We start from the raw sequence: 19,254 nt of genomic DNA, 5'->3' as shown, positions 1-19,254 counted from the left end.
CTCTCGCGGTCACACCCCGCCGTTGTGCACCTGGAAGGCGGCGCGGCGTACTGCTTTGGCGAGGGCCGGGTCCGGGTGTGCGGCGGCCAGGGCGACCAGCACCTGGACGGTCCGCGGATGCCCGACGGCCCGCACCTCGTCCAGCAGCGCGGGGACCGTGCCCTGGACGGCGGAGTCGAGATGACGGATCAGCAGGCCGGTCTCCCCGTGGTCGGCCACGGCCGCGGCGGTGTCCACCCAGAGCCAGGTGGCTTCCTCGCGGCTCAGGACGTCCTGGGCGTCGTCCGGGTCCGTGCCCGCGTACTCGGCGAGCCAGAGCAGGGCGTACGGGCGCAGCGACGCCTCGCCGACGACGGAGCGGACGACGGGCTCCGCCGGTGCGCCGACGACGCGCAGCGCCTCGAAGGCGAGGCCGCGCAGCAGCGCGTCCTCGCCGCGGGCGACGGCCAGCAGTTCGGCCACGGCGCTGCCGACGGGCCGGGCGGCGAGCCAGGCCCGGTATTCGGCGCGGGCCGGGCCGGGGGTGAGCCGTGCGCAGCCGAGCAGCATGTCGGCCGCGGACTGTTCGATGTTGCCGGCAGGGCTCTGGGCGGCGACGCAGATCTGCTCCAGCTTGACCCAGACCGCCCAGTTCCCCAGCGGAGTGAGTGTGGCGTGGCCCGCGCCGAGTGTGAGGGCGCCGACGGAGGCGAGGCCTTCCAGGGCCCAGTCGAGCAGCAGCGCGTTCAGGTCGGCGGACCGGCCGCCGACGGGGGCGGGCTGCTCCTGCGGCCCGTACGGCACCTCGCACCGCTCCTCGTGGAGTTCCGCGACGCGCTGTCCGAGCAGGTCGAGGAGTGCGGGCACGGTGACCGGTCCCGCCGAGAGCTGGAGGAGCGAGAGCACCTGGGGCACGGCCTCGATGGCCTCGGCCACCGCGGTGGCCTCGATGCCGTCGGGTGAGGCGTGGACGAGGGACCAGGCGTCGAAGAGTGCCACCCAGCCGCGGAGGACGGCCGAGTCGTCACGGTCCCAGGCGCGCAGCCGCCAGCCGGGGCGTGCGGTGTCGCCGTGCAGTTCGATGAGCCCCGCCAGCCTGGCCCGGTCCCAGCCCGTACGCACCTGGGCCGGGGACAGTTCGAGCGCGGCGGCCGCCCGTTCCAGGACCTGGGCGGCGAGCGGGGCGGAGCCCGGGCTCCTGCCGTCCGCGGCCCAGTGGGCGATCCGCACGGCGTCGGCCAGTACGGCCCTGGCCTGCCGTGCCAGTTCAGCCGGGGGAGGCGTGCCCTCGGGTGGGCGGGGGGCCGGCCGGGTGCGCCGGGTCGTCACGGCCTTGCGGGCGGTCGCCTGGGGTCGCGGGCGGACAAGTCGCAGCCTGGAGTCGCGCGGGGTACGGGACGTCACGAGGAGCAGTCTTGCCTCTGACGGGCCGAAAGCCCAAACGGAAGCCGTGTCACCGGGGTTCGCAGGGCTTCCGGGCCGGGGCACCAACCGGGCGGTTCCGGCGCATCAGCTCACATCAGGGGCGTGAGGAAGCGCCTGAGCGCCTCTTCGTAGCGGGCCGGGCCGGCGTTCCACATCGCCGCATGCGGAGCCTGCGGTACGGAGTGCAGCGTCACGAGGTCGGGGCGGAGTGCGGCGAGGTCCCGGGACTGCTGCCAGGGGGCCAGGGTGTCGTCGGGGCCGTGGAAGATCAGGGTGGGGGTGTGCAGGGCCGTCGGCACCGAGGTGTCCAGGAGCCGGGCGCCGTGCAGCCCGGTCTGGCCCTGGGCGGCCCGGACGGCGAGGGGCAGCAGGGCGGAGGGGACGCCCCGGGCGGAGGCGAGAGCGCGCAGGGTGGCCTTCCAGTCCATGACCGGGGAGTCGAGGACGAGGCCGCGGACGCGATCGCGGAGAGCGGAGTTGACGGCCGTGTGCAGGGCCATCGAGGCGCCGGACGACCAGCCGTGGAGGATGACGTTCTCGGCCCCGTAGCGAACGGCGTAGCGGATGGCCGCGTCGAGGTCGCGCCATTCGGACTCGCCGAGGTGGGTGAGCCCGTCCGGGGAGCGCGGAGCGCCGGCGTCACCGCGGTAGGCCAGGTCGAGCACGGGGAACTGCTGGTCGTGGAGGAAGCCCGTCAGGTTCAGGGGGTGGTCCCTGGTGGTGCCGAGCCCGTGCACGGTGATCACCCACGTGTCGCGGGCACCGGGAACGAACCAGGCGGGCAGGGCGCCGAGCTCGCCGGGGACCTCGACCTCCTTGTACGTGAGGCCGAGGGCGGCGAGCGGGTCACCCCGGTGGAGCTCCGGCGTGAGCCGGACCCTCATGCCCCGCTTCAGGCTGCCGAGGGTCACGCCCTCCAGCCGGCGTACGACGGTGTCGGCGGAGCCGTGGGGCGCCTGCTCGATCACTGGGCCGACCACCGCGTGGACGCCGCGCCCGGTGAGTCCGTACGTACCGGGGCGCAGCGCGGAGAAGGAACGGGTCAGGGTGATCTGTTCGGCGGTGACGGCGTGGACCGTGAGACGGCGGTCGGCCGGGAAGGGACGTGGCGAGGCCGCCCCGAGGGCGAGTTCGCTGGCGTAGCGGCCGGCGGCGACCGCTGCCGCGCCGGCGCCGAGGATCGAGGTTGCGGCCACTGCCGCCGCTGTTGCCGGGCGCACGGCTCCAGTGTCCTGGGCGCCGGCGCCGGCTGCCAGTGGGCAGGGCCGTACGGTGCGGCGCCGGTACCGGCGGGCAGGGCCGTACGGTGCGGCGCCGGGCTCAGCCGGGCTGGCCGTACCCCTCCAGGGCGTCCTGCACGTCGCGCAGCTGGGCGGGGGTCAGGAGGGTCGGCCGGTGGCCGGGTACGGAGCTCGCGGTGAGCCAGAGCCTGCACATCCATTCGAGCTGGGCGGTGCGGTCGTAGGCCTCGTCGAGCGTGGCCCCGTAGGTGACCGTGCCGTGGTTCCGCAGCAGGCAGCCGGTGCGGTCGCGCAGGGCGGCGAGCATGTTGTCGGCGAGCTCCCGCGTCCCGTAGCGCGCGTAGGCGGCGGTGCGGACGGGGCCGCCGAGCACGGCGGCGGCGTAGTGCACGAGCGGTACCTCGGGAACGAGGGTGGAGACGGCCGTGGCGTGCACGGCGTGGGTGTGGACCACGGCGACGGCGTCGCTTTCCCGGTAGACGGCCAGGTGGAGCGGGAGCTCGCTGGTGGGCACCATGTCGCCCAGGACCTGACGCCCTTCGAGGTCGACGCCGACCGCGTCCCCGGGGCCGAGCCGGTCGTAGGGCACCCCGGTCGGGGTGACCAGGACGACTCCGCCGACCCGGGCCGACACATTGCCCGAGGTGCCGACGACCAGACCCTCCGCCGCCGTCCTCCGGGCCGTCTCCACGACACCGTGCCACGCCCGTTCGATCGCGTCCTTGCCCACGTCACTCATGCGGGGATCCTAGGGTCGCGTGAGTGATGTCTCTTTGGAGGGACACGTCCGACAGGACGCCGGTTGACGGCCGCAAGGCGGGGATCAGCCACATACCGGGCGTGGGCCCGGTTCCCGCACCGGCTCCGGAGCGTCCGGCGCACCCTCCACGCACACAAGCGGAACCGGCATACGCGGTTGGGGTCACCGTGCCGCCCTGCCCAGTTCACCTTCCGTTCATCCAGGTTGCTTACGTTCCACGTGCCAATGACGTCGAACGATTGCCTGGGTAAATGGAACACATCACGCTGCTGCTCGCGATCGTGATCGTGACAGCTCTCGTGTTCGATTTCACGAACGGTTTCCACGACACCGCCAACGCGATGGCCACCACCATCTCGACCGGCGCTCTCAAGCCCAAGACAGCGGTGGCCATGTCCGCCGTTCTCAACCTCGTAGGCGCGTTCCTGTCGGTGGAGGTCGCCAGGACGATCTCCGGCGGGATCATCAACGAGGACGGCCTCAGAACCGAGGTCATCTTCGCCGCGCTCGTCGGCGCCATCCTGTGGAACCTGCTGACCTGGCTGGTCGGCCTGCCCTCCAGTTCCTCCCACGCACTCTTCGGCGGCCTCATCGGCGCCGCGGTCATGTCCGCCGGCTGGTCCTCCATCGACGGCGGCACCGTCGTCACGAAGGTCCTGCTCCCGGCGATCGCCGCGCCCCTCGTCGCCGGTATCGCCGCGCTGCTCGCCACAAGGCTGACGTACCGCCTCAACCGGAAGATCACCGACGAGGCCCAGCTGAAGTCGACCGCCAAGGGGTACCGCGCCGGCCAGATCGCCTCGGCCGGTCTCGTGTCGCTCGCGCACGGCACCAACGACGCGCAGAAGACCATGGGCATCATCACCCTGGCCCTGGTCACCGGCGGCGTCCTCGCCCCCGGCTCCAACCCGCCCGTCTGGGTCATCGCCTCCGCCGGAATCGCCATCGCCCTGGGCACCTACCTCGGCGGCTGGCGCATCATCCGGACCATGGGCAGCGGTCTCACCGACCTCCGCCCGCCGCAGGGCTTCGCGGCCCAGACGAGCGCGGCCACGGTCATCCTGGCCTCCTCGCACCTCGGCTTCTCCCTCTCCACCACCCAGTCCTGCTCCGGCGCCGTCATGGGCGCGGGTCTCGGACGCAAGGGCGGCACGGTCCGCTGGTCCACCGCGACCCGGATGTTCGTCGCGTGGGGCCTGACACTGCCGGCCGCCGGTCTGATCGGCGCGGGCTCCGAGCTGCTCACCAAGCAGGGCCCGTGGGGCGTCGCGGTGGTCGCCGTGATCCTCGTCGCCGGCTCCGCCGCCATCTGGCTGCTGTCGCGCCGCAAGCCGGTCGACCACACCAACGTGAACGCGGGCACCGAGCCCGCGGGCGTCGTCACCACCGCCATCTCGGCGGTCAGCCCGCCGCCCGCCGGTACCGTCGCGCCGGAGTTCAAGACCACCATCTCGGCCCCGGCCCCGACGGCCGGAACCCCGGCCGACCGGGCCACGGTGTAAGGACAGATCCGCATGAACATCGACTGGGCAGCTCTCGCCTCCGTCTTCGGCGTCAGCCTCGTGGTCACCGTCGCACTGGTCGGCCTCTTCACCCTCGGCATCACGGGTCTGGCCAAGCAGGTGCCGACGGCGCAGGGGGGCGGCTCCAACGCCCTCGTGCGCACCGGCGCGTACGCCTGCTTCGGGCTGTGCGCGGCGGCGGTCGCGTACGGCATCTACCTGATCGTCGCCTGACCCCCACGCGGAACCCACCGGGCCGGACACACCATGTGTGTCCGGCCCGGTGTGCGTCTGAGCACACTGAAGCCTCGCAGGTCAACGGCAGGTTGACTGGCGTTCGCGAGGCGTGGTGGACTGCCGGAGCCGTTTACGGCGACAGCAGAGGAAGCCGGTGCGAATCCGGCGCGGTCCCGCCACTGTCACCGGGGAGCAGCCTCCACACGGAAGTCACGGTCCGCCACCACGGACTGGAAGGCCGGAGGAACTGCGGATCCGGAAGCCAGGAGACTCTCGTCGCCGGTCACGTCGAACCAGGGCGCGGACCCTGAGTGAGGACATACGCCATGCCTGGCTGCCCTGCATCGGTCACTGCACCACCTGCCACGAAGGCCCTTCGAGGCACGACGGCCGGCTGAGCGGTGCGAGCCGACCGCATCTTCGCGTACGGCGCCGCCGCCGGTCTGGTCGTCGACCTGCTGCTCGCTGATCCCCGGCGGGGCCATCCCGTCGCCGCCTTCGGGCGTGGAGCGGCGGGCGCCGAGAGCCGGCTGTGGCGCGACCACCGTGGCTGGGGCGCCCTGCACACCCTCGTCTGCGCCGGTGGTGCCACGGGGGCCGCCGCGCTGGCCGCCCGGGCCGTACGGAACCGTCCCGCCGCCGCCGTGGCGCTGACCGCCGCCGCCACCTGGTCCGTCGTCGGGGGCACCTCGCTGGGCCGCGAGGCCCGCGCCATCGGCGGGGCGCTGGCCGCCGGGGACGTCGAACTGGCCCGGGAGCGGCTGCCGCACCTGTGCGGCCGTGATCCGCAGTCGCTGGACGGGCAGCAGATCGCCCGCGCGGTGGTCGAGTCCGTCGCCGAGAACACCTCCGACGCCGTCGTGGGGGCTCTCGTGTGGGGCGCGCTCGGCGGAGTGCCCGGACTGGTCGGCTTCCGGGCCGTCAACACGCTCGACGCGATGGTCGGGCACAAGTCGCCCCGCTACCGGCGCTACGGCTGGGCATCGGCCCGGCTCGACGACGTCGCCGGCTGGCCAGGGGCCCGGCTCACCGCCGTGCTCGCCGTGGCCGCCGGGGGGCGCCCGCGCGAGGCCGTCCGGGCCTGGCGGGCCGACGCGGGCAGGCATCCCAGCCCCAACGCGGGCCCGGTGGAGGCCTCCTTCGCGGGAGCGCTCGGAGTACGGCTCGGCGGCACCCTCGCCTACGGCGGACGGGTCGAACACCGGCCTGTGCTCAACGGTGAGGCGGGCCGGGACGTACGGGTCACGGACATCGAACGCGCGGTGCGGCTGTCGCGCCGGGTGAGTGTGCTGGCCCTCGCCGTGTGTGCGGCGGGGCGGCTGGTCATGGGACGGAGAGTCGGATGAGCGGCGGGCTGCTGGTCGCGGGTACCACTTCGGACGCGGGCAAGAGCGTCGTCACGGCCGGGATCTGCCGGTGGCTGGTGCGCCGGGGGGTGAAGGTCGCGCCGTTCAAGGCGCAGAACATGTCGCTGAACTCGTTCGTCACCCGGGAGGGGGCGGAGATCGGCCGCGCCCAGGCGATGCAGGCGCAGGCCGCCCGGGTGGAGCCGTCCGCGCTGATGAACCCCGTGCTGCTCAAGCCCGGCGGTGACCGTTCGAGCCAGGTCGTCCTGATGGGGAAGCCGGTCGGCGAGATGAGTGCGCGCGGCTACCACGGGGGGCGGCAGGAGGCTCTGCTGGGGACGGTCACGGACTGTCTGGAGCAGCTGCGGGGCACGTATGACGCCGTGATCTGCGAGGGGGCGGGCAGCCCGGCCGAGATCAATCTGCGGCGCACGGACATCGTGAACATGGGCATCGCGCGGGCCGCGCGCTTTCCCGTGCTGGTGGTCGGGGACATCGACCGGGGCGGCGTGTTCGCCTCGTTCTTCGGTACGACGGCGCTGCTGAGCCCCGAGGACCAGTCGCTGATCGCCGGATACCTCGTCAACAAGTTCCGCGGCGACGTGTCGCTGCTGGAGCCGGGTCTCGACATGCTGCTCGGGCTCACGGGCCGGCGGACGTACGGGGTGCTCCCCTACGCCCACGGTCTGGGCATCGACGAGGAGGACGGGCTGCGGGTGTCCATGCGCGGCGCCGTACGGGAGTCGGTCGTCGCGCCGCCGCACGGCGAGGACGTGCTGCGGGTCGCGGTGTGCGCCGTGCCGCTGATGTCGAACTTCACCGATGTGGACGCGCTGGCGGCCGAGCCGGGTGTGGTGGTGCGGTTCGTGGACCGGGCGGAGGAGCTCGCCGACGCGGACCTCGTGATCGTGCCCGGGACGCGGGGCACCGTGAAGGCACTGGCGTGGCTGCGGGAGCGGGGGCTCGCCGCCGCGCTTCGGCGAAGGGCCGCCGAGGGGCGGCCGGTGCTGGGGATCTGCGGCGGGTTCCAGGTGCTGGGTGAGCGCATCGAGGACGACGTGGAGTCGCGGGCCGGTCTGGTCGAGGGGCTCGGGCTGCTGCCGGTGCGGGTCCGCTTCGGCCGGGAGAAGGTCCTGGGGCGGCCCGTCGGGTCGGCGCTCGGGGAGCCGGTGGAGGGATACGAGATCCACCACGGGGTCGCCGAGGTGAGCGGCGGCGAGCCGTTCCTGGACGGGTGCCGGGTGGGTTCGGTCTGGGGGACGCACTGGCACGGGTCGCTGGAGAGCGACGCGTTCCGGCGGGCGTTCCTGGGCGAGGTCGCCCGGGCCGCGGGGCGGCGGTTCACGGCCGCGCCGGACACGAGCTTCGGGGCGCTGCGGGAGGAACAGCTCGACCGGCTGGGGGACCTGATCGAGGAGCACGCCGACACGGACGCGTTGTGGCGGCTGATCGAGACCGGCGCGCCGGAGGGGCTGCCGTTCCTCGCGCCGGGAGCGCCGCCCGCGCCCGCTCCCGGACCACCCGAGGGACCCGGGAGACCCGCTCCGGACGGGCCGGAGCTCGCCGCAGCCGGACGTGAGAGTGCAGATGTGACCGTTACAGAGGAGGCTCCGTGAGTACGCCGTATCCCTTCACCGCCATCGTGGGGCAGGACGATCTGCGTCTCGGGCTCCTGCTCAACGCCGTCAGTCCCGCCGTCGGCGGGGTCCTGGTCCGGGGCGAGAAGGGCACCGCCAAGTCCACCGCCGTACGGGCGCTCGCCGCACTCATGCCCGAGGTCGCGGTCGTGGCGGGGTGCCGCTTCTCGTGCGACCCGGGAGCACCCGATCCGGCGTGTCCCGACGGTCCCCACGAGGCGGGCACGGGCGTGTCGCGTCCCGCGCGGACCGTCGAGCTCCCGGTCGGCGCGTCGGAGGACCGGCTCGTCGGGGCGCTCGACATCGAACGGGCCCTCTCCGAGGGTGTGAAGGCCTTCGAGCCGGGGCTCCTCGCCGACGCCCATCGCGGGATCCTCTACGTCGACGAGGTCAACCTCCTCCACGACCACCTGGTGGACCTGCTGCTCGACGCGGCGGCCATGGGCGCCTCCTACGTCGAGCGCGAGGGCGTCTCCGTCCGTCACGCGGCCCGCTTCCTGCTGGTCGGGACGATGAACCCGGAGGAGGGCGAGCTCCGGCCGCAGCTCCTGGACCGCTTCGGGCTGACCGTCGAGGTGGCCGCGTCGCGTGAGACGGACCTGCGCGTCGAGGTCGTGCGGCGGAGGCTCGCCTACGACGACGACCCGGCCGGGTTCGCCGCTCGGTGGGCCGACGAGGAGGCCGCGCTGCGTGAGCGGATCGTCGCCGCGCGCGCCCTGCTCCCCCGTGTGGTGCTCGGCGACGGCGTGTTGCGGCAGATCGCGGCGACGTGTGCGGCGTTCGAGGTCGACGGGATGCGTGCCGACATCGTCATGGCGCGCACGGCGACGGCTCTGGCAGCGTGGGCGGGCCGCGAGGAGGTCGTCGCGGACGACGTGCGGCAGGCCGCGCTCCTGGCACTCCCCCACCGGCGCCGGCGCAACCCGTTCGACGCGCCGGGACTGGACGAGGACAAGCTGGACGACGCCCTCAGGGACGCGGCGGACGACCAGGGCGAGGGCGACGACGACCCGGACCCCGACGGACCCGGCGGCGGGGTGCCCCCGCAGGGCGGCGGCCCCGACGACGACGGTGCGGACTCGGACGGTCCGGACGACGGCGGTACGGAACCGGGGCCCGGCGACGGGAGTGCCGGCACGCCCGGCAGGGAGGACACCGGGAGCGGTGACGCGCCCGCGCCGGGCGGCGGCGCCGGTGAGCAGCAGCCCGTGCGGGCCGGCGAGCCGTTCCGTACGAAGATGCTCAGCGTGCCAGGTCTCGGCGAAGGCGCGGCCGGGCGGCGGTCCCGTGCGCGTACCGAGCACGGCCGGACCACGGGGTCGCGGCGGCCGGAGGGGGCGCTGACGAAACTGCACCTGGCGGCGACCGTGCAGGCGGCGGCGCCGCACCAGCGGGCGCGCGGGAGGTCGGGGCGGGGTCTCGTCGTACGGCGTGACGATCTGCGGCAGGCGACGCGGGAGGGGCGCGAGGGAAATCTCGTGCTGTTCGTCGTGGACGCCTCCGGGTCCATGGCGGCCCGGCAGCGGATGAGCGCCGTCAAGGGGGCGGTGATGTCGCTGCTCCTGGACGCCTATCAGCGCCGGGACAAGGTCGGTCTGGTCACCTTCCGGGGCAAGGACGCCGAGGTGGCGCTGCCGCCGACCTCGTCGGTGGACGCGGCGGCGGCCCGGCTGGAGTCGCTGCCGACCGGCGGGCGGACCCCGCTGGCCACGGGGCTGCTCAAGGCACACGACGTGCTGCGGGTGGAGCGGTTGCGCGACCCCTCGCGGCGGGCGCTGCTCGTCGTGGTGACGGACGGCCGGGCCACCGGGGGCGTCGACCCGGTGGCGCTGGCGGCGCGGGCCGGGCGGCTGCACGCCTCCGAGGGAACCGCGTCCGTCGTCGTGGACTGCGAGTCGGGGTTCGTACGCCTCGGTCTCGCCGCACAGCTCGCCCGGGATCTGGGAGGCAGCGCGGTCACGCTCGACGAGCTGCGCGCCGACTCGATCGCCGGGCTGGTCAAGGACATCACTGCTGCCGGGAGGGCCGCTTAATGCCACAGGGACAGCCGGTATCGGTACCGGACGACGGGCTGACGACGCGTCAGCGGCGTAACCGCCCGCTGTTGTTCGTCCACACGGGCATCGGCAAGGGAAAGTCGACGGCGGCCTTCGGGCTGGCGCTGCGGGCCTGGAACCAGGGCTGGCCGATCGGGGTGTTCCAGTTCGTGAAGTCGGCGAAGTGGAAGGTCGGCGAGGAGAACGCGCTGAAGGTGCTCGGGGCGAGCGGCGAGGGCGGCACCGTCGACTGGCACAAGATGGGCGAGGGGTGGTCGTGGGTCCAGCGCGGCATTCACGGTGACAACTCCGACAACGAGGAGAAGGCACGCGAGGGGTGGGAGCAGGTCAAGCGCGACCTGGCCGCCGAGACGTACAAGCTGTACGTGCTCGACGAGTTCGCCTATCCGATGCACTGGGGCTGGATCGACACCGACGAGGTCGTCGAGGTCATGCGTGACCGTCCGGGCACGCAGCACGTGGTGATCACGGGGCGGAACGCCCCGCAGAAGCTGATCGAGGCCGCCGACCTGGTGACCGACATGTCGAAGGTCAAGCACCCGATGGACGCCGGCCAGAAGGGCCAGAGAGGCATCGAGTGGTGAGTGTTCCTCGTCTGGTCATCGCCGCGCCCGCCTCGGGCAGCGGCAAGACCACGGTCGCCACGGGCCTGATGGCGGCCTTCGCGGGGCGGGGCCTCGCGGTGTCCCCGCACAAGGTGGGGCCCGACTACATCGATCCGGGTTACCACGCGCTGGCCACCGGCCGCCCGGGGCGCAACCTCGACGCGTACATGTGCGGGCCGGACCTGATCGCCCCGCTGTTCACCCATGGGGCGAGCGGCTGCGACCTGGCCGTGGTCGAAGGGGTGATGGGGCTGTACGACGGGGCCTCGGGGCAGGGTGAGCTCGCCTCGACCGCCCAGGTGTCCAAGCTGCTGCGGGCGCCCGTCGTGCTGGTCGTCGACGCGTCCTCGCAGTCGCGTTCGGTCGCGGCCCTCGTGCACGGGTTCGCCTCCTGGGACCCGGAGGTGCGGATCGGCGGGGTGATCCTGAACAAGGTGGCCTCCGACCGTCATGAGGCGCTGCTCCGTGAGGCGCTCGACGAGTCCGGGCTGCCGGTGCTCGGGGTGCTGCGGCGGGCGCCGCAGGTGGCGACCCCCTCGCGCCATCTGGGCCTGGTCCCCGTGGCCGAGCGGCAGACGGACGCCCTCGACGCCGTACGGGCGATGGGCGATCGCGTGCGGGAGGGCTGCGACCTGGACGCCCTGATGGCGCTGGCCCGCTCGGCGCCCGAACTGTCCGACGAGGCGTGGGAGCCGGAGCCGCAGCCCTCGCCGGAGGTCCGGCCCGTGGTGGCCGTGGCGGGCGGCGCGGCGTTCACCTTCGCCTACGCGGAGCACGCCGAGCTGCTGACGGCTGCGGGTGCGGAGGTGGTCGTCTTCGACCCCCTGCGCGACGAGAAACTGCCCCCGGGCACGGCGGGGCTCGTCATCGGCGGCGGCTTCCCCGAGGTGTACGCACCGGAGCTGTCGGCGAACGAGCCGCTGCGCCGGGCCGTCACGGATCTCGCCCTCTCCGGCGCCCCCGTGGCGGCGGAGTGCGCGGGACTGCTCTATCTGGCCCGTGAGCTGGACGGCCGGCCGATGTGCGGGGTGCTGGACGCCTCGGCCCGGATGTCCGAGCGGCTGACGCTGGGCTACCGGCAGGCGGTCGCGGTGTCCGACAGCGTGCTGGCGGTGGCCGGGACCCGGCTGCGCGGGCACGAGTTCCACCGGACCGTCCTGGAGCCCGGCGCCGGTGCCACGCCCGCCTGGGGCCTGCACCAGCCGGAGCGGCGGGTGGAGGGCTTCGTGCAACAGGGCGTGCACGCGAGCTATCTGCACACGCACTGGGCGGCGGAGCCCGGGGTGGCGCGGCGCTTCGTGGAGCAGTGCCGGGGGTGACGCCGCTCCGCTTCCGTGGAGCGGTGCCCGGGGTGACGTCACTCCGCGACGCCGACCACCAGCCAGATGAAGCCCACTCCCACGACCGTGCACAGCAGCGTGGAGCGGGCCGGGTGTTCGTGGTGTGCCTCGGGGAGGATCTCGGCGGCGGCGAGGTAGAGCAGCGCCCCGCCGAAGAAGCCGAGATAGCAGCCGAGCAGTTCCTCCGGAAGGGTGAACAGCAGGGTGGTGGCCGCGCCCACGATCGGGGCCAGGGCATCCGCGTACAGCATCAGGAGGGCCTTGCGGCGGGCGTTCCCGTAGAGGCTGGTGATCGTGTACGTGTTGAACCCGTCGGCGAAGTCGTGGGTGATGACGGCGAGCGCGACGGCGGCTCCCATGCCGCCGCCGATCTGGAACGCGGCGCCGAGCGCGATGCCGTCCATCAGGCTGTGGCCGACCATCGCGGCCGCCGCGGTCATCCCGACCTGCGGCACTCTTTCCTCGCCCGCCCCGTGTGCCGCCTGGCGTACGGCCAGCGAACGCTCGACGAGATGGGCCGTCAGGAAGCCGCCCACGAACAGCAGCAGGGCGGCGGGGACGCCGAAGACCACGCCGCCCGCGGCCTCCACCGCCTCGGGCAGCAGATCCAGACCGACGACGCCCAGCATCAGTCCGCCGGCGAAGCCGAGCACGAGGTGCCGGCGGTCGCTGACGCGCTGTGCGACCCAGCCGCCCGCCAGGGTCATCAGGAACGCGCCGAGCGCGACGAATACCGCCATGGGCCCTTGCTAGCGGATCGCCCCCTCCTCCCGCACCTCAGGCACCCCTTACCTGTGCGTCGACGCGTCTCCTCGGTCCCGGCCCCTCATCCACGTCTCTGAAAGGACTTCCCCTCATGACCCGAGCGGCGCTCGTCGTCGGTGTCGGTGCCCGTCGCGGCGTCGCGGCCGAGGAGGTGCTCGGGCTGATCCGGAGGGCGCTTCAGGAGGCCGGACCGACGGCCGGTGACGTGGTGGAGCTGGCGACCCTCGACACGAGGGCGGACGAGCCCGGGATCGTCGGCGCCGCGGCTCTCCTCGGGGTGCCCGTCCGGTCGTACACCGCCGGAGCGCTGGCGGAGGTCCCCGTGCCCAACCCCGCAGCGGCACCCCGTGCGGCTGTGGCCACCGGATCGGTCGCGGAGGCCGCCGCGCTCGTGGACGGCGGTGAACTGCTGGTCCCCAAGCGGAAATCGGCGTCGGCGACCTGCGCGGTGGCCCGCCGGAGAAAGCCGGACGACACCTCGCCATCGACGAATCGCGCCGCGCCGTTCACCATGGCTGCCATGCTCCCCCCCACGAAGCACACCGAGAGCGCCGGGCCCGACCTGCGGCACCACGGCGACGCGGAAGTACGCGGCCTGGACCTGACCGACCTCGCCGTCAACGTACGGACCGGCACACCCCCGGAGTGGCTGCGGCAGCGGATAGCCGCGTCGCTGGGATCGCTGGCCGCCTATCCGGACGGACGGCCGGCGAGGACGGCGGTCGCCGGGCGCCACGGGCTGCCCGAGGAGAGGGTCCTGCTCACGGCGGGCGCGGCCGAGGCGTTCGTACTGATCGCGCGGGCGCTGCCCACCCGGCGGCCGGTCGTGGTGCATCCGCAGTTCACGGAGCCGGAGGCGGCTCTGCGTGCGGCTGGGCACGAGGTCGGGCGGTTGCTGCTGCGCCCGGAGGACGGCTTCCGGCTGGATCCGTCGGCGGTGCCGGAGGACGCGGATCTGGTGGTGGTCGGCAATCCGACCAACCCGACGTCCGTTCTTCATCCCGCGGGTGTGCTGGAGCAACTGGCCCGGCCCGGGCGGACCCTGGTGGTCGACGAGGCGTTCATGGACGCCGTGCCGGGCGAACGCGAGGCGCTGTGCGCACGTCAGGACGTTCCCGGGCTCGTCGTGCTCCGCAGCCTGACCAAGACGTGGGGCCTCGCCGGTCTGCGGATCGGTTACGTACTGGCCGATCCGGCGACGGTCACCCTGCTGCAGGAGGCGCAGCCGCTGTGGCCGGTGTCCTCCCCCGCGCTGGCGGCGGCGGAGGCGTGCATGGAGCCGCGTGCGCTCGTGGAGGCGGCGGACGCGGCGGACCGGATCGCGGTGGACCGGGCGCATCTGCTGGCCGGGCTGGCGGAGTTCAGCGAGGTGCAGGTGGTGGAACCCGCTGCCGGATCGTTCGTGCTGCTGCGGCTGGACCGGGCCGACGAGGTCCGGGAGCTGCTGCGCTCGCGCGGTTTCGCGGCCCGGCGCGGGGACACGTTCCCCGGGCTGGGGCGCGAGTGGCTGCGGCTCGCCGTACGCGACCGCGTGACGACCAACAGGTTTCTGCAGGCGCTCGACCTGGCCCTTCAGGGGCTGCCCCGGAGAACCGTCGGCTGACGGCTCTCCGGGTGCGGGGAGCGGTGTTCCGTCCTGTGGACACCGCTCCGCGCGAAGGTGATCAGCCCCGGACGCGCCTGCGGGCGACGACGGTGGCACCGGCGCCGACCGCCAGCAGGGCGGCCGCGGCACCCGCGATGTACGGGGTCGAGGAGCTGGATCCGGTCTCCGCGAGGTCGCCGGTGCCGGCCCCGGAGGCCTGGACCGGGTCGGCTCCGGTCTGGGGCTGCACGTCGACGGGCTCTTCCTTGCCACCGATGTCCGAGCCGCCGCCCTCCGGCGTCTCGCACCTCGCTTCGGCCAGCGTGACCTCGCCCTCCACCTCGGCGACGTTCAGCTTCAGCGGGTTCACGGACACCCGCAGCCGCAGCGCCGTCGCGGCCGCCGTGCGCGTGGTCGTCGCGGTCTCCGACAGGTCGAGGGTCACGTCACCGACGCCCGGCACCTCGACCTTCGTCGTGCCGCCCGACGTGAGCCGGATCTTCTTGCCGAGCACCTTCACGTGCCCCAGCACGTTCGACTCCGCGACCGGCTTGCGGCCCACCTCGCACACGGCCCTGGAGGTGACCTCCTGGGCCTCGACGAGCGAGAGGAACGGCAGCCCGGGCACGTGCACCCTGGCCTCGGCGAGGTCGGCGCGGCCCTCAGCCCTGTGCTGCTCCGCCGTGGCGTTCGCCTTGGCCAGGCCGGCCTTCAGCACGTGCACGGGACGGCCCTTCTCCACGCCGTCGAGCTCCACGCTGAGCGCGGTCCTCTCCGCGCTCGCCGGCGCGTGCACCTCGTTGAGCGTGGCGTCGAGCGGCACCTGGACCGACTTGTTCAGGAGCGAGACGTCGAGCCCGGCACGGAGCACGACCGCGCTCGCCTTTCCGTGGCCGCCGGCCGGAGTGGCCGGGGTCGTCGCGGTGGCTGCCTGCGCGGGGACGGCGACGAGCAGGGCGACGGGAACGGCGGCGGCCGCCAGGGCGGCCGCACGGAAGGTGTTGCTGTTCACAGTGGTGGAACCCCCACAAGAGACATGGAGCCACCGGCGCCGTCCAATGGGGGACATCGCGGGCGACCGGTGGCCTCGACTCCGTGAATCTTTACGCACGGAGAGTGAACTGACGGATACCTTCCGCCAGTTCACCCCAAAGAGAGGTTTTCGTGTGCACATTCGAATCCATCGGCACAGGAGTTCATCGGAATCACCCGTTTCACACCTGCGGGCCGCTCTCACCCGACCCTGCCGACATCACGCCTGGGTGCTTCAACGAGAGGCCGGGCCCGGAGTCACCGCCGGTCAACCCACCACCTGTCCCGAGGTCAACCGGCGATCAGCCCATCACCCGCCCGTTGAGCACCACCCTCCGCGGAGACGCCAGCACCCGTACGTCCGCCCTCGGGTCCTCGTCGTACATCACCAGGTCCGCCGGGGCACCCTCCTCGAGGACCGGCCGGCCGAGCCAGCGCCGCGCGCCCCAGGCCGTCGCGGAGAGCGCGTCGAGCGCCGGGATGCCCGCCTTCACCAGTTCGGCCACCTCCTCCGCGATCAGGCCGTGTGCCAGTGACCCGCCCGCGTCCGTGCCGGTGAAGACCGGGATCCCGGCGTCGTACGCGGCGCGGACCGTGTCGTACCGGCCCTTGTGAAGGCGGCGCATATGGGCTGACCACCGGGGGAACCTGGCCTCGCCGGCTGCCGCGAGGCCGGGGAAGGTGGCGATGTTGACCAGGGTCGGGACGATGGCCACGCCCCGCTCCGCGAAGAGCGGCACGGTGTCCTCCGTCAGCCCCGTCGCGTGCTCGATGCAGTCGATCCCCGCCTCCACCAGGTCCCGCAGCGCGTCCTCGGCGAAGCAGTGGGCGGTGACGCGGGCGCCGAGCCGGTGCGCCTCGGCGATCGCCGCCTCGACCTCGCCTCGCGGCCAGCAGGCCGTCAGGTCCCCCGCGTCCCTGTCGATCCAGTCGCCCACCAGCTTCACCCAGCCGTCGCCGCGCCGCGCCTCCCGCGCGACGTAGGCGACGAGGTCTCCGGGCTCGATCTCGTGGGCGAAGTTGCGGATGTAACGACGGGTCCTGGCGATGTGCCGCCCCGCCCTGATGATCTTCGGCAGATCCTCCCGCTCGTCCGTCCACCGGGTGTCGGAGGGCGATCCGGCGTCCCGGATGAGCAGCGTGCCGGCCTCCCGGTCGGCGAGGGCCTGCTTCTCACTGGTCTCGGCGTCCACGGGCCCCTGGTGGCCCAGGCCCACGTGGCAGTGCGCGTCGACGAGGCCGGGCAGCACCCATCCGGTGAGCGTCACGGCGTCGTCCGCGCCCGGAGGCCTCTCGTACGTGATCCGCCCGCCGACCGCCCAGAGTCCGTCCCTCACCTCGTCGGGCCCGACGAGCACCCGCCCCTCGATCCGCAGCACCGGCGCCACCTCGTGATCACTCATGGGCAGCACTGTACGAGGCGGCCCGGCCAGGGGCCCCGGAGGTGCTGGGTACGCTCGACGCAGGCGCTGACCGCGCACCGGCCGACCCGAAGAGAGCACCACCGTGACGCACCCATTCCTCGACCTCGCCCCGCTCACCGCCGCGCGTTTCGCAGCGATCGAGCGGCGGGTGGCCGGCCTCCTCTCCACCGAGCAGGACGTCGTCGTCATGCAGGGCGAGGCGCTGCTGCCCCTCGAAGGCTGCATCCGGGGCGGCGCCCGGCCCGGTTCCACCGCACTGAACATCGTCACCGGGCCGTACGGCCAGACCTTCGGCAACTGGCTGCGCGACTGCGGCGCCGAGGTCGTCGACCTCGCGGTCCCGTTCCACTCCGCGGTCACCGCCGAGCAGGTCCGGCAGGCGCTGACCGAGCACCCGGAGATCGACTTCGTGTCGCTGGTGCACGCCGAGGCGGCGACCGGCAACACGAATCCGGTCGCGGAGATCGGTGAGGCGGTCCGGGCGCACGGCGCGCTGTTCATGGTGGACGCAGTGGCGTCCGTGGGTGCCGAACCGCTGCTGGTGGACGCCTGGGGAGTGGACCTGTGCGTCATCGGCGCGCAGAAGGCGATGGGCGGCCCGGCCGGAGTGTCCGCGGTGTCCGTGAGCGCGCGGGCGTGGGAGCGGATGGCCGCCAACCCGCGGGCCCCACGGCAGTCGTACCTCTCGCTGCTCGACTGGAAGGCCCGCTGGATCGACGGCGGCCGGAAGGCACTGCCGCACGCTCCGGCCCAGCTGGAGATGCTGGCGCTCGACGCGTGCCTGGAGCGGATCGAGGCGGACGGCCTGGACACCGTCATGGCGCGGCACGCTTCCGCGGCCGCGGCGACCCGGGCGGGGGCCACGGCGCTCGGCGGCGGGCTGGAGCCGTACGTCCACGACGCCCGTGACGCGGCGCCGGTAGCCACGACGCTGCGCACTCCGGCGGGTGTCGACGCCGCGGAGCTGGTCGCACACGCCCTGGCCGCCGACCCGTCGCTGCCGTTGATCGCGGGCGGCGGGGCCCTGTCCAAGGAGATGATCCGGGTCAATCACTACGGCATGGACGCGACGCGGGACGCGGTGCTGTCCTCGCTGGCCGCCCTGGGCGCCGCGCTGGCGGACGCGGGCCGGGACACCGATACCGAGGCTGCCCGGAAGGCCGTCGTGGAAACCTGGCCGATCAGCTGAATTCAATGCGCGGCCCCACTGCGGCCGATTTAATCGACGTAAAAGGGGAGCTGCTTTATCGGGAGCAGCTCCCCGCATTCTTCTTCCCCCGTTCCCCGGACCTAAACGCCACGGTTCACGGCGGGGGTATCCGCGTAATCCGAACAGGCGTCACTCACGTTACAACGGTGTGACCGACCCCACATTCAGTCCGATATGGCCGTTAAATTCCGGACAAGTAGGCGGAAATCTTCCCCTGATCGGAGCCGGTCCGCGCCCGCGTGATAACACAGCAGGTGCGTTCACCCAACCCCTTGCGACGATGCAATTTTGATTTTTGCTGGGTAAATTCAATTCGCATGACCGCCGCACCAGCAGATTTTGCACGTGCCCGAAGCGAATTCCTCAGTATCGACACCCCGCGAGTGGAGGACGGAGCCGCGATCTGGCGCATTGCCCGCGACTCCGAGGTCCTGGACCTCAACTCCTCGTACAGCTACCTGCTGTGGTGCCGTGACTTCGCGGCGACCTCCGTGGTCGCCCGCGACGAGAACGGCGACCCGATCGCCTTCGTGACCGGGTACATCCGCCCCGACCGCCCCGAGACGCTCGTCGTCTGGCAGGTGGCCGTCGACCAGGCCCACCGTGGCAAGGGACTGGCGGCCACGCTGCTGGACGCGCTGACCACCCGTGTCGCCTCCGACCAGGGCCTTGCCTCGGTCGAGACGACCATCACACCGGACAACGCCGCCTCCGACCGGCTGTTCACCTCCTTCGCCCAGAGGCACGACGTGCCGCTGGAGCGCGAGGTGCTCTTCGACGGTGCCCTGTTCCCCGACGGGACGCACCTGCCGGAGGTGCTCTACCGCATCGGCCCGTTCTAGGGCCCCTCAGAACTTCTCCGCGCCCCGCCCGGGCGCGGCTTCCTGGGCATGCCTGACCCGCGCCGCCCGTCACACCCCCCTCGAGCAGGAGATCAGCTGTGACCATCACCCCGCCCGCCCTGAGTGTCTTCGAGAGCCTTGAGTCGGAAGTACGCAGCTACTGCCGCAGCTGGCCCGCGGTGTTCGACCGCGCGCAGGGCGCCCGGCTCACGGACGAGGACGGCCACTCCTACCTGGACTTCTTCGCCGGTGCCGGATCGCTCAACT

Annotated in this window: 16 protein-coding genes, 1 pseudogene and 1 riboswitch; of the genes and pseudogenes, 11 read left to right on the top strand and 6 right to left on the bottom strand. The window is 73.1% G+C overall.

The genetic code is table 11. From position 1 onward, the window contains the following. Positions 1 to 9 precede the first annotated feature (9 nt). From OO67_RS33270 to OO67_RS33260, 3 genes are all read right to left on the bottom strand, one after another. Positions 10 to 1,308: a hypothetical protein gene (locus OO67_RS33270; protein WP_033305557.1), complete on the bottom strand. Its 1,299-nt coding sequence runs from the start codon at positions 1,306 to 1,308 to the stop codon at positions 10 to 12. A gap of 185 nt (positions 1,309 to 1,493) precedes the next feature. Then, the gene (locus OO67_RS33265; RefSeq protein ID WP_033305556.1) at positions 1,494 to 2,624 is read right to left on the bottom strand and encodes an alpha/beta hydrolase; all 1,131 of its coding nucleotides are present in this window, start codon (positions 2,622 to 2,624) and stop codon (positions 1,494 to 1,496) included. Between the two features lie 100 nt (positions 2,625 to 2,724). Then, positions 2,725 to 3,384, bottom strand: coding sequence for a class II aldolase/adducin family protein (locus OO67_RS33260; protein ID WP_033305555.1), 660 nt, complete (start codon positions 3,382 to 3,384; stop codon positions 2,725 to 2,727). Between the two features lie 272 nt (positions 3,385 to 3,656). Here OO67_RS33260 and OO67_RS33255 point away from each other — a divergent pair, with 272 nt between their 5' ends. The 7 genes from OO67_RS33255 (at position 3,657) to OO67_RS33225 (ending at position 12,108) form a co-directional block, all read left to right on the top strand. Then, the gene (locus OO67_RS33255; protein ID WP_033305554.1) at positions 3,657 to 4,907 is read left to right on the top strand and encodes an inorganic phosphate transporter; all 1,251 of its coding nucleotides are present in this window, start codon (positions 3,657 to 3,659) and stop codon (positions 4,905 to 4,907) included. Positions 4,908 to 4,919: 12 nt separating this feature from the next. After that, entirely contained in the window at positions 4,920 to 5,141 is a 222-nt protein-coding gene (locus OO67_RS33250; protein WP_033305553.1) for a hypothetical protein, read from the top strand. A 147-nt stretch (positions 5,142 to 5,288) separates the two neighbouring features. Then, positions 5,289 to 5,417, top strand: a riboswitch (cobalamin riboswitch). A 128-nt stretch (positions 5,418 to 5,545) separates the two neighbouring features. Further along, positions 5,546 to 6,490, top strand: a complete 945-nt coding sequence (locus tag OO67_RS33245; RefSeq protein WP_033305552.1) for a cobalamin biosynthesis protein — start codon at positions 5,546 to 5,548, stop codon at positions 6,488 to 6,490. Continuing rightward, positions 6,487 to 8,106 (top strand): cobyric acid synthase, encoded by a 1,620-nt coding sequence (locus OO67_RS33240; RefSeq protein ID WP_033305551.1) that lies wholly within the window; start codon positions 6,487 to 6,489, stop codon positions 8,104 to 8,106. Before OO67_RS33245 ends, OO67_RS33240 begins: the two co-directional genes overlap by 4 nt. Further along, positions 8,103 to 10,160, top strand: a complete 2,058-nt coding sequence (locus OO67_RS33235; protein ID WP_033305550.1) for a putative cobaltochelatase — start codon at positions 8,103 to 8,105, stop codon at positions 10,158 to 10,160. Before OO67_RS33240 ends, OO67_RS33235 begins: the two co-directional genes overlap by 4 nt. Further along, positions 10,160 to 10,768 (top strand): cob(I)yrinic acid a,c-diamide adenosyltransferase, encoded by a 609-nt coding sequence (cobO, locus tag OO67_RS33230; RefSeq protein ID WP_033305549.1) that lies wholly within the window; start codon positions 10,160 to 10,162, stop codon positions 10,766 to 10,768. The genes OO67_RS33235 and cobO overlap by 1 nt, the downstream gene beginning before the upstream one ends. Beyond that, positions 10,762 to 12,108: a cobyrinic acid a,c-diamide synthase CobB gene (locus OO67_RS33225; RefSeq protein ID WP_033305548.1), complete on the top strand. Its 1,347-nt coding sequence runs from the start codon at positions 10,762 to 10,764 to the stop codon at positions 12,106 to 12,108. The genes cobO and OO67_RS33225 overlap by 7 nt, the downstream gene beginning before the upstream one ends. Positions 12,109 to 12,146: 38 nt before the next feature. On the opposite strand, the gene OO67_RS33220 is transcribed toward OO67_RS33225, so the two are convergent. Further along, positions 12,147 to 12,869 carry a ZIP family metal transporter gene (locus tag OO67_RS33220; RefSeq protein WP_033305547.1) on the bottom strand — a complete coding sequence of 241 codons (723 nt, stop codon included), beginning with the start codon at positions 12,867 to 12,869 and terminating at the stop codon, positions 12,147 to 12,149. Between the two features lie 116 nt (positions 12,870 to 12,985). Between OO67_RS33220 and cobC the strand changes: the two genes are divergently transcribed. After that, positions 12,986 to 14,497 carry an Rv2231c family histidinol phosphate aminotransferase CobC gene (cobC, locus tag OO67_RS33215; RefSeq protein ID WP_078598442.1) on the top strand — a complete coding sequence of 504 codons (1,512 nt, stop codon included), beginning with the start codon at positions 12,986 to 12,988 and terminating at the stop codon, positions 14,495 to 14,497. A gap of 61 nt (positions 14,498 to 14,558) precedes the next feature. Here the strand turns inward: cobC and OO67_RS33210 are convergent, their stop codons facing one another. Together OO67_RS33210 and OO67_RS33205 are read right to left on the bottom strand one after the other, a co-directional pair. After that, a complete protein-coding gene (locus tag OO67_RS33210; RefSeq protein WP_033305546.1) occupies positions 14,559 to 15,491 on the bottom strand; it encodes an SCO1860 family LAETG-anchored protein in 933 nt (310 codons plus the stop codon). Positions 15,492 to 15,813: 322 nt separating this feature from the next. Beyond that, positions 15,814 to 16,914, bottom strand: coding sequence for an amidohydrolase family protein (locus tag OO67_RS33205; RefSeq protein WP_208861124.1), 1,101 nt, complete (start codon positions 16,912 to 16,914; stop codon positions 15,814 to 15,816). Positions 16,915 to 17,017: 103 nt separating this feature from the next. On the opposite strand from OO67_RS33205, the gene OO67_RS33200 reads away from it, so the two are divergent. From OO67_RS33200 to OO67_RS38375, 3 genes and pseudogenes are all read left to right on the top strand, one after another. Next, positions 17,018 to 18,124 (top strand): pyridoxal-phosphate-dependent aminotransferase family protein, encoded by a 1,107-nt coding sequence (locus tag OO67_RS33200; protein WP_033305544.1) that lies wholly within the window; start codon positions 17,018 to 17,020, stop codon positions 18,122 to 18,124. Positions 18,125 to 18,462: 338 nt separating this feature from the next. Next, positions 18,463 to 18,987, top strand: a complete 525-nt coding sequence (gene ectA, locus OO67_RS33195) for a diaminobutyrate acetyltransferase (protein ID WP_078598440.1) — start codon at positions 18,463 to 18,465, stop codon at positions 18,985 to 18,987. Positions 18,988 to 19,085: 98 nt separating this feature from the next. Further along, a pseudogene (locus OO67_RS38375) lies at positions 19,086 to 19,254 on the top strand (diaminobutyrate--2-oxoglutarate transaminase); the annotation flags it as partial.

This window comes from Streptomyces atroolivaceus (genome assembly GCF_000717025.1).
In the GTDB taxonomy this organism is placed as follows: Bacteria; Actinomycetota; Actinomycetes; order Streptomycetales; family Streptomycetaceae; genus Streptomyces; species Streptomyces atroolivaceus.
This window is presented reverse-complemented; position numbering and strand designations above follow the sequence as displayed.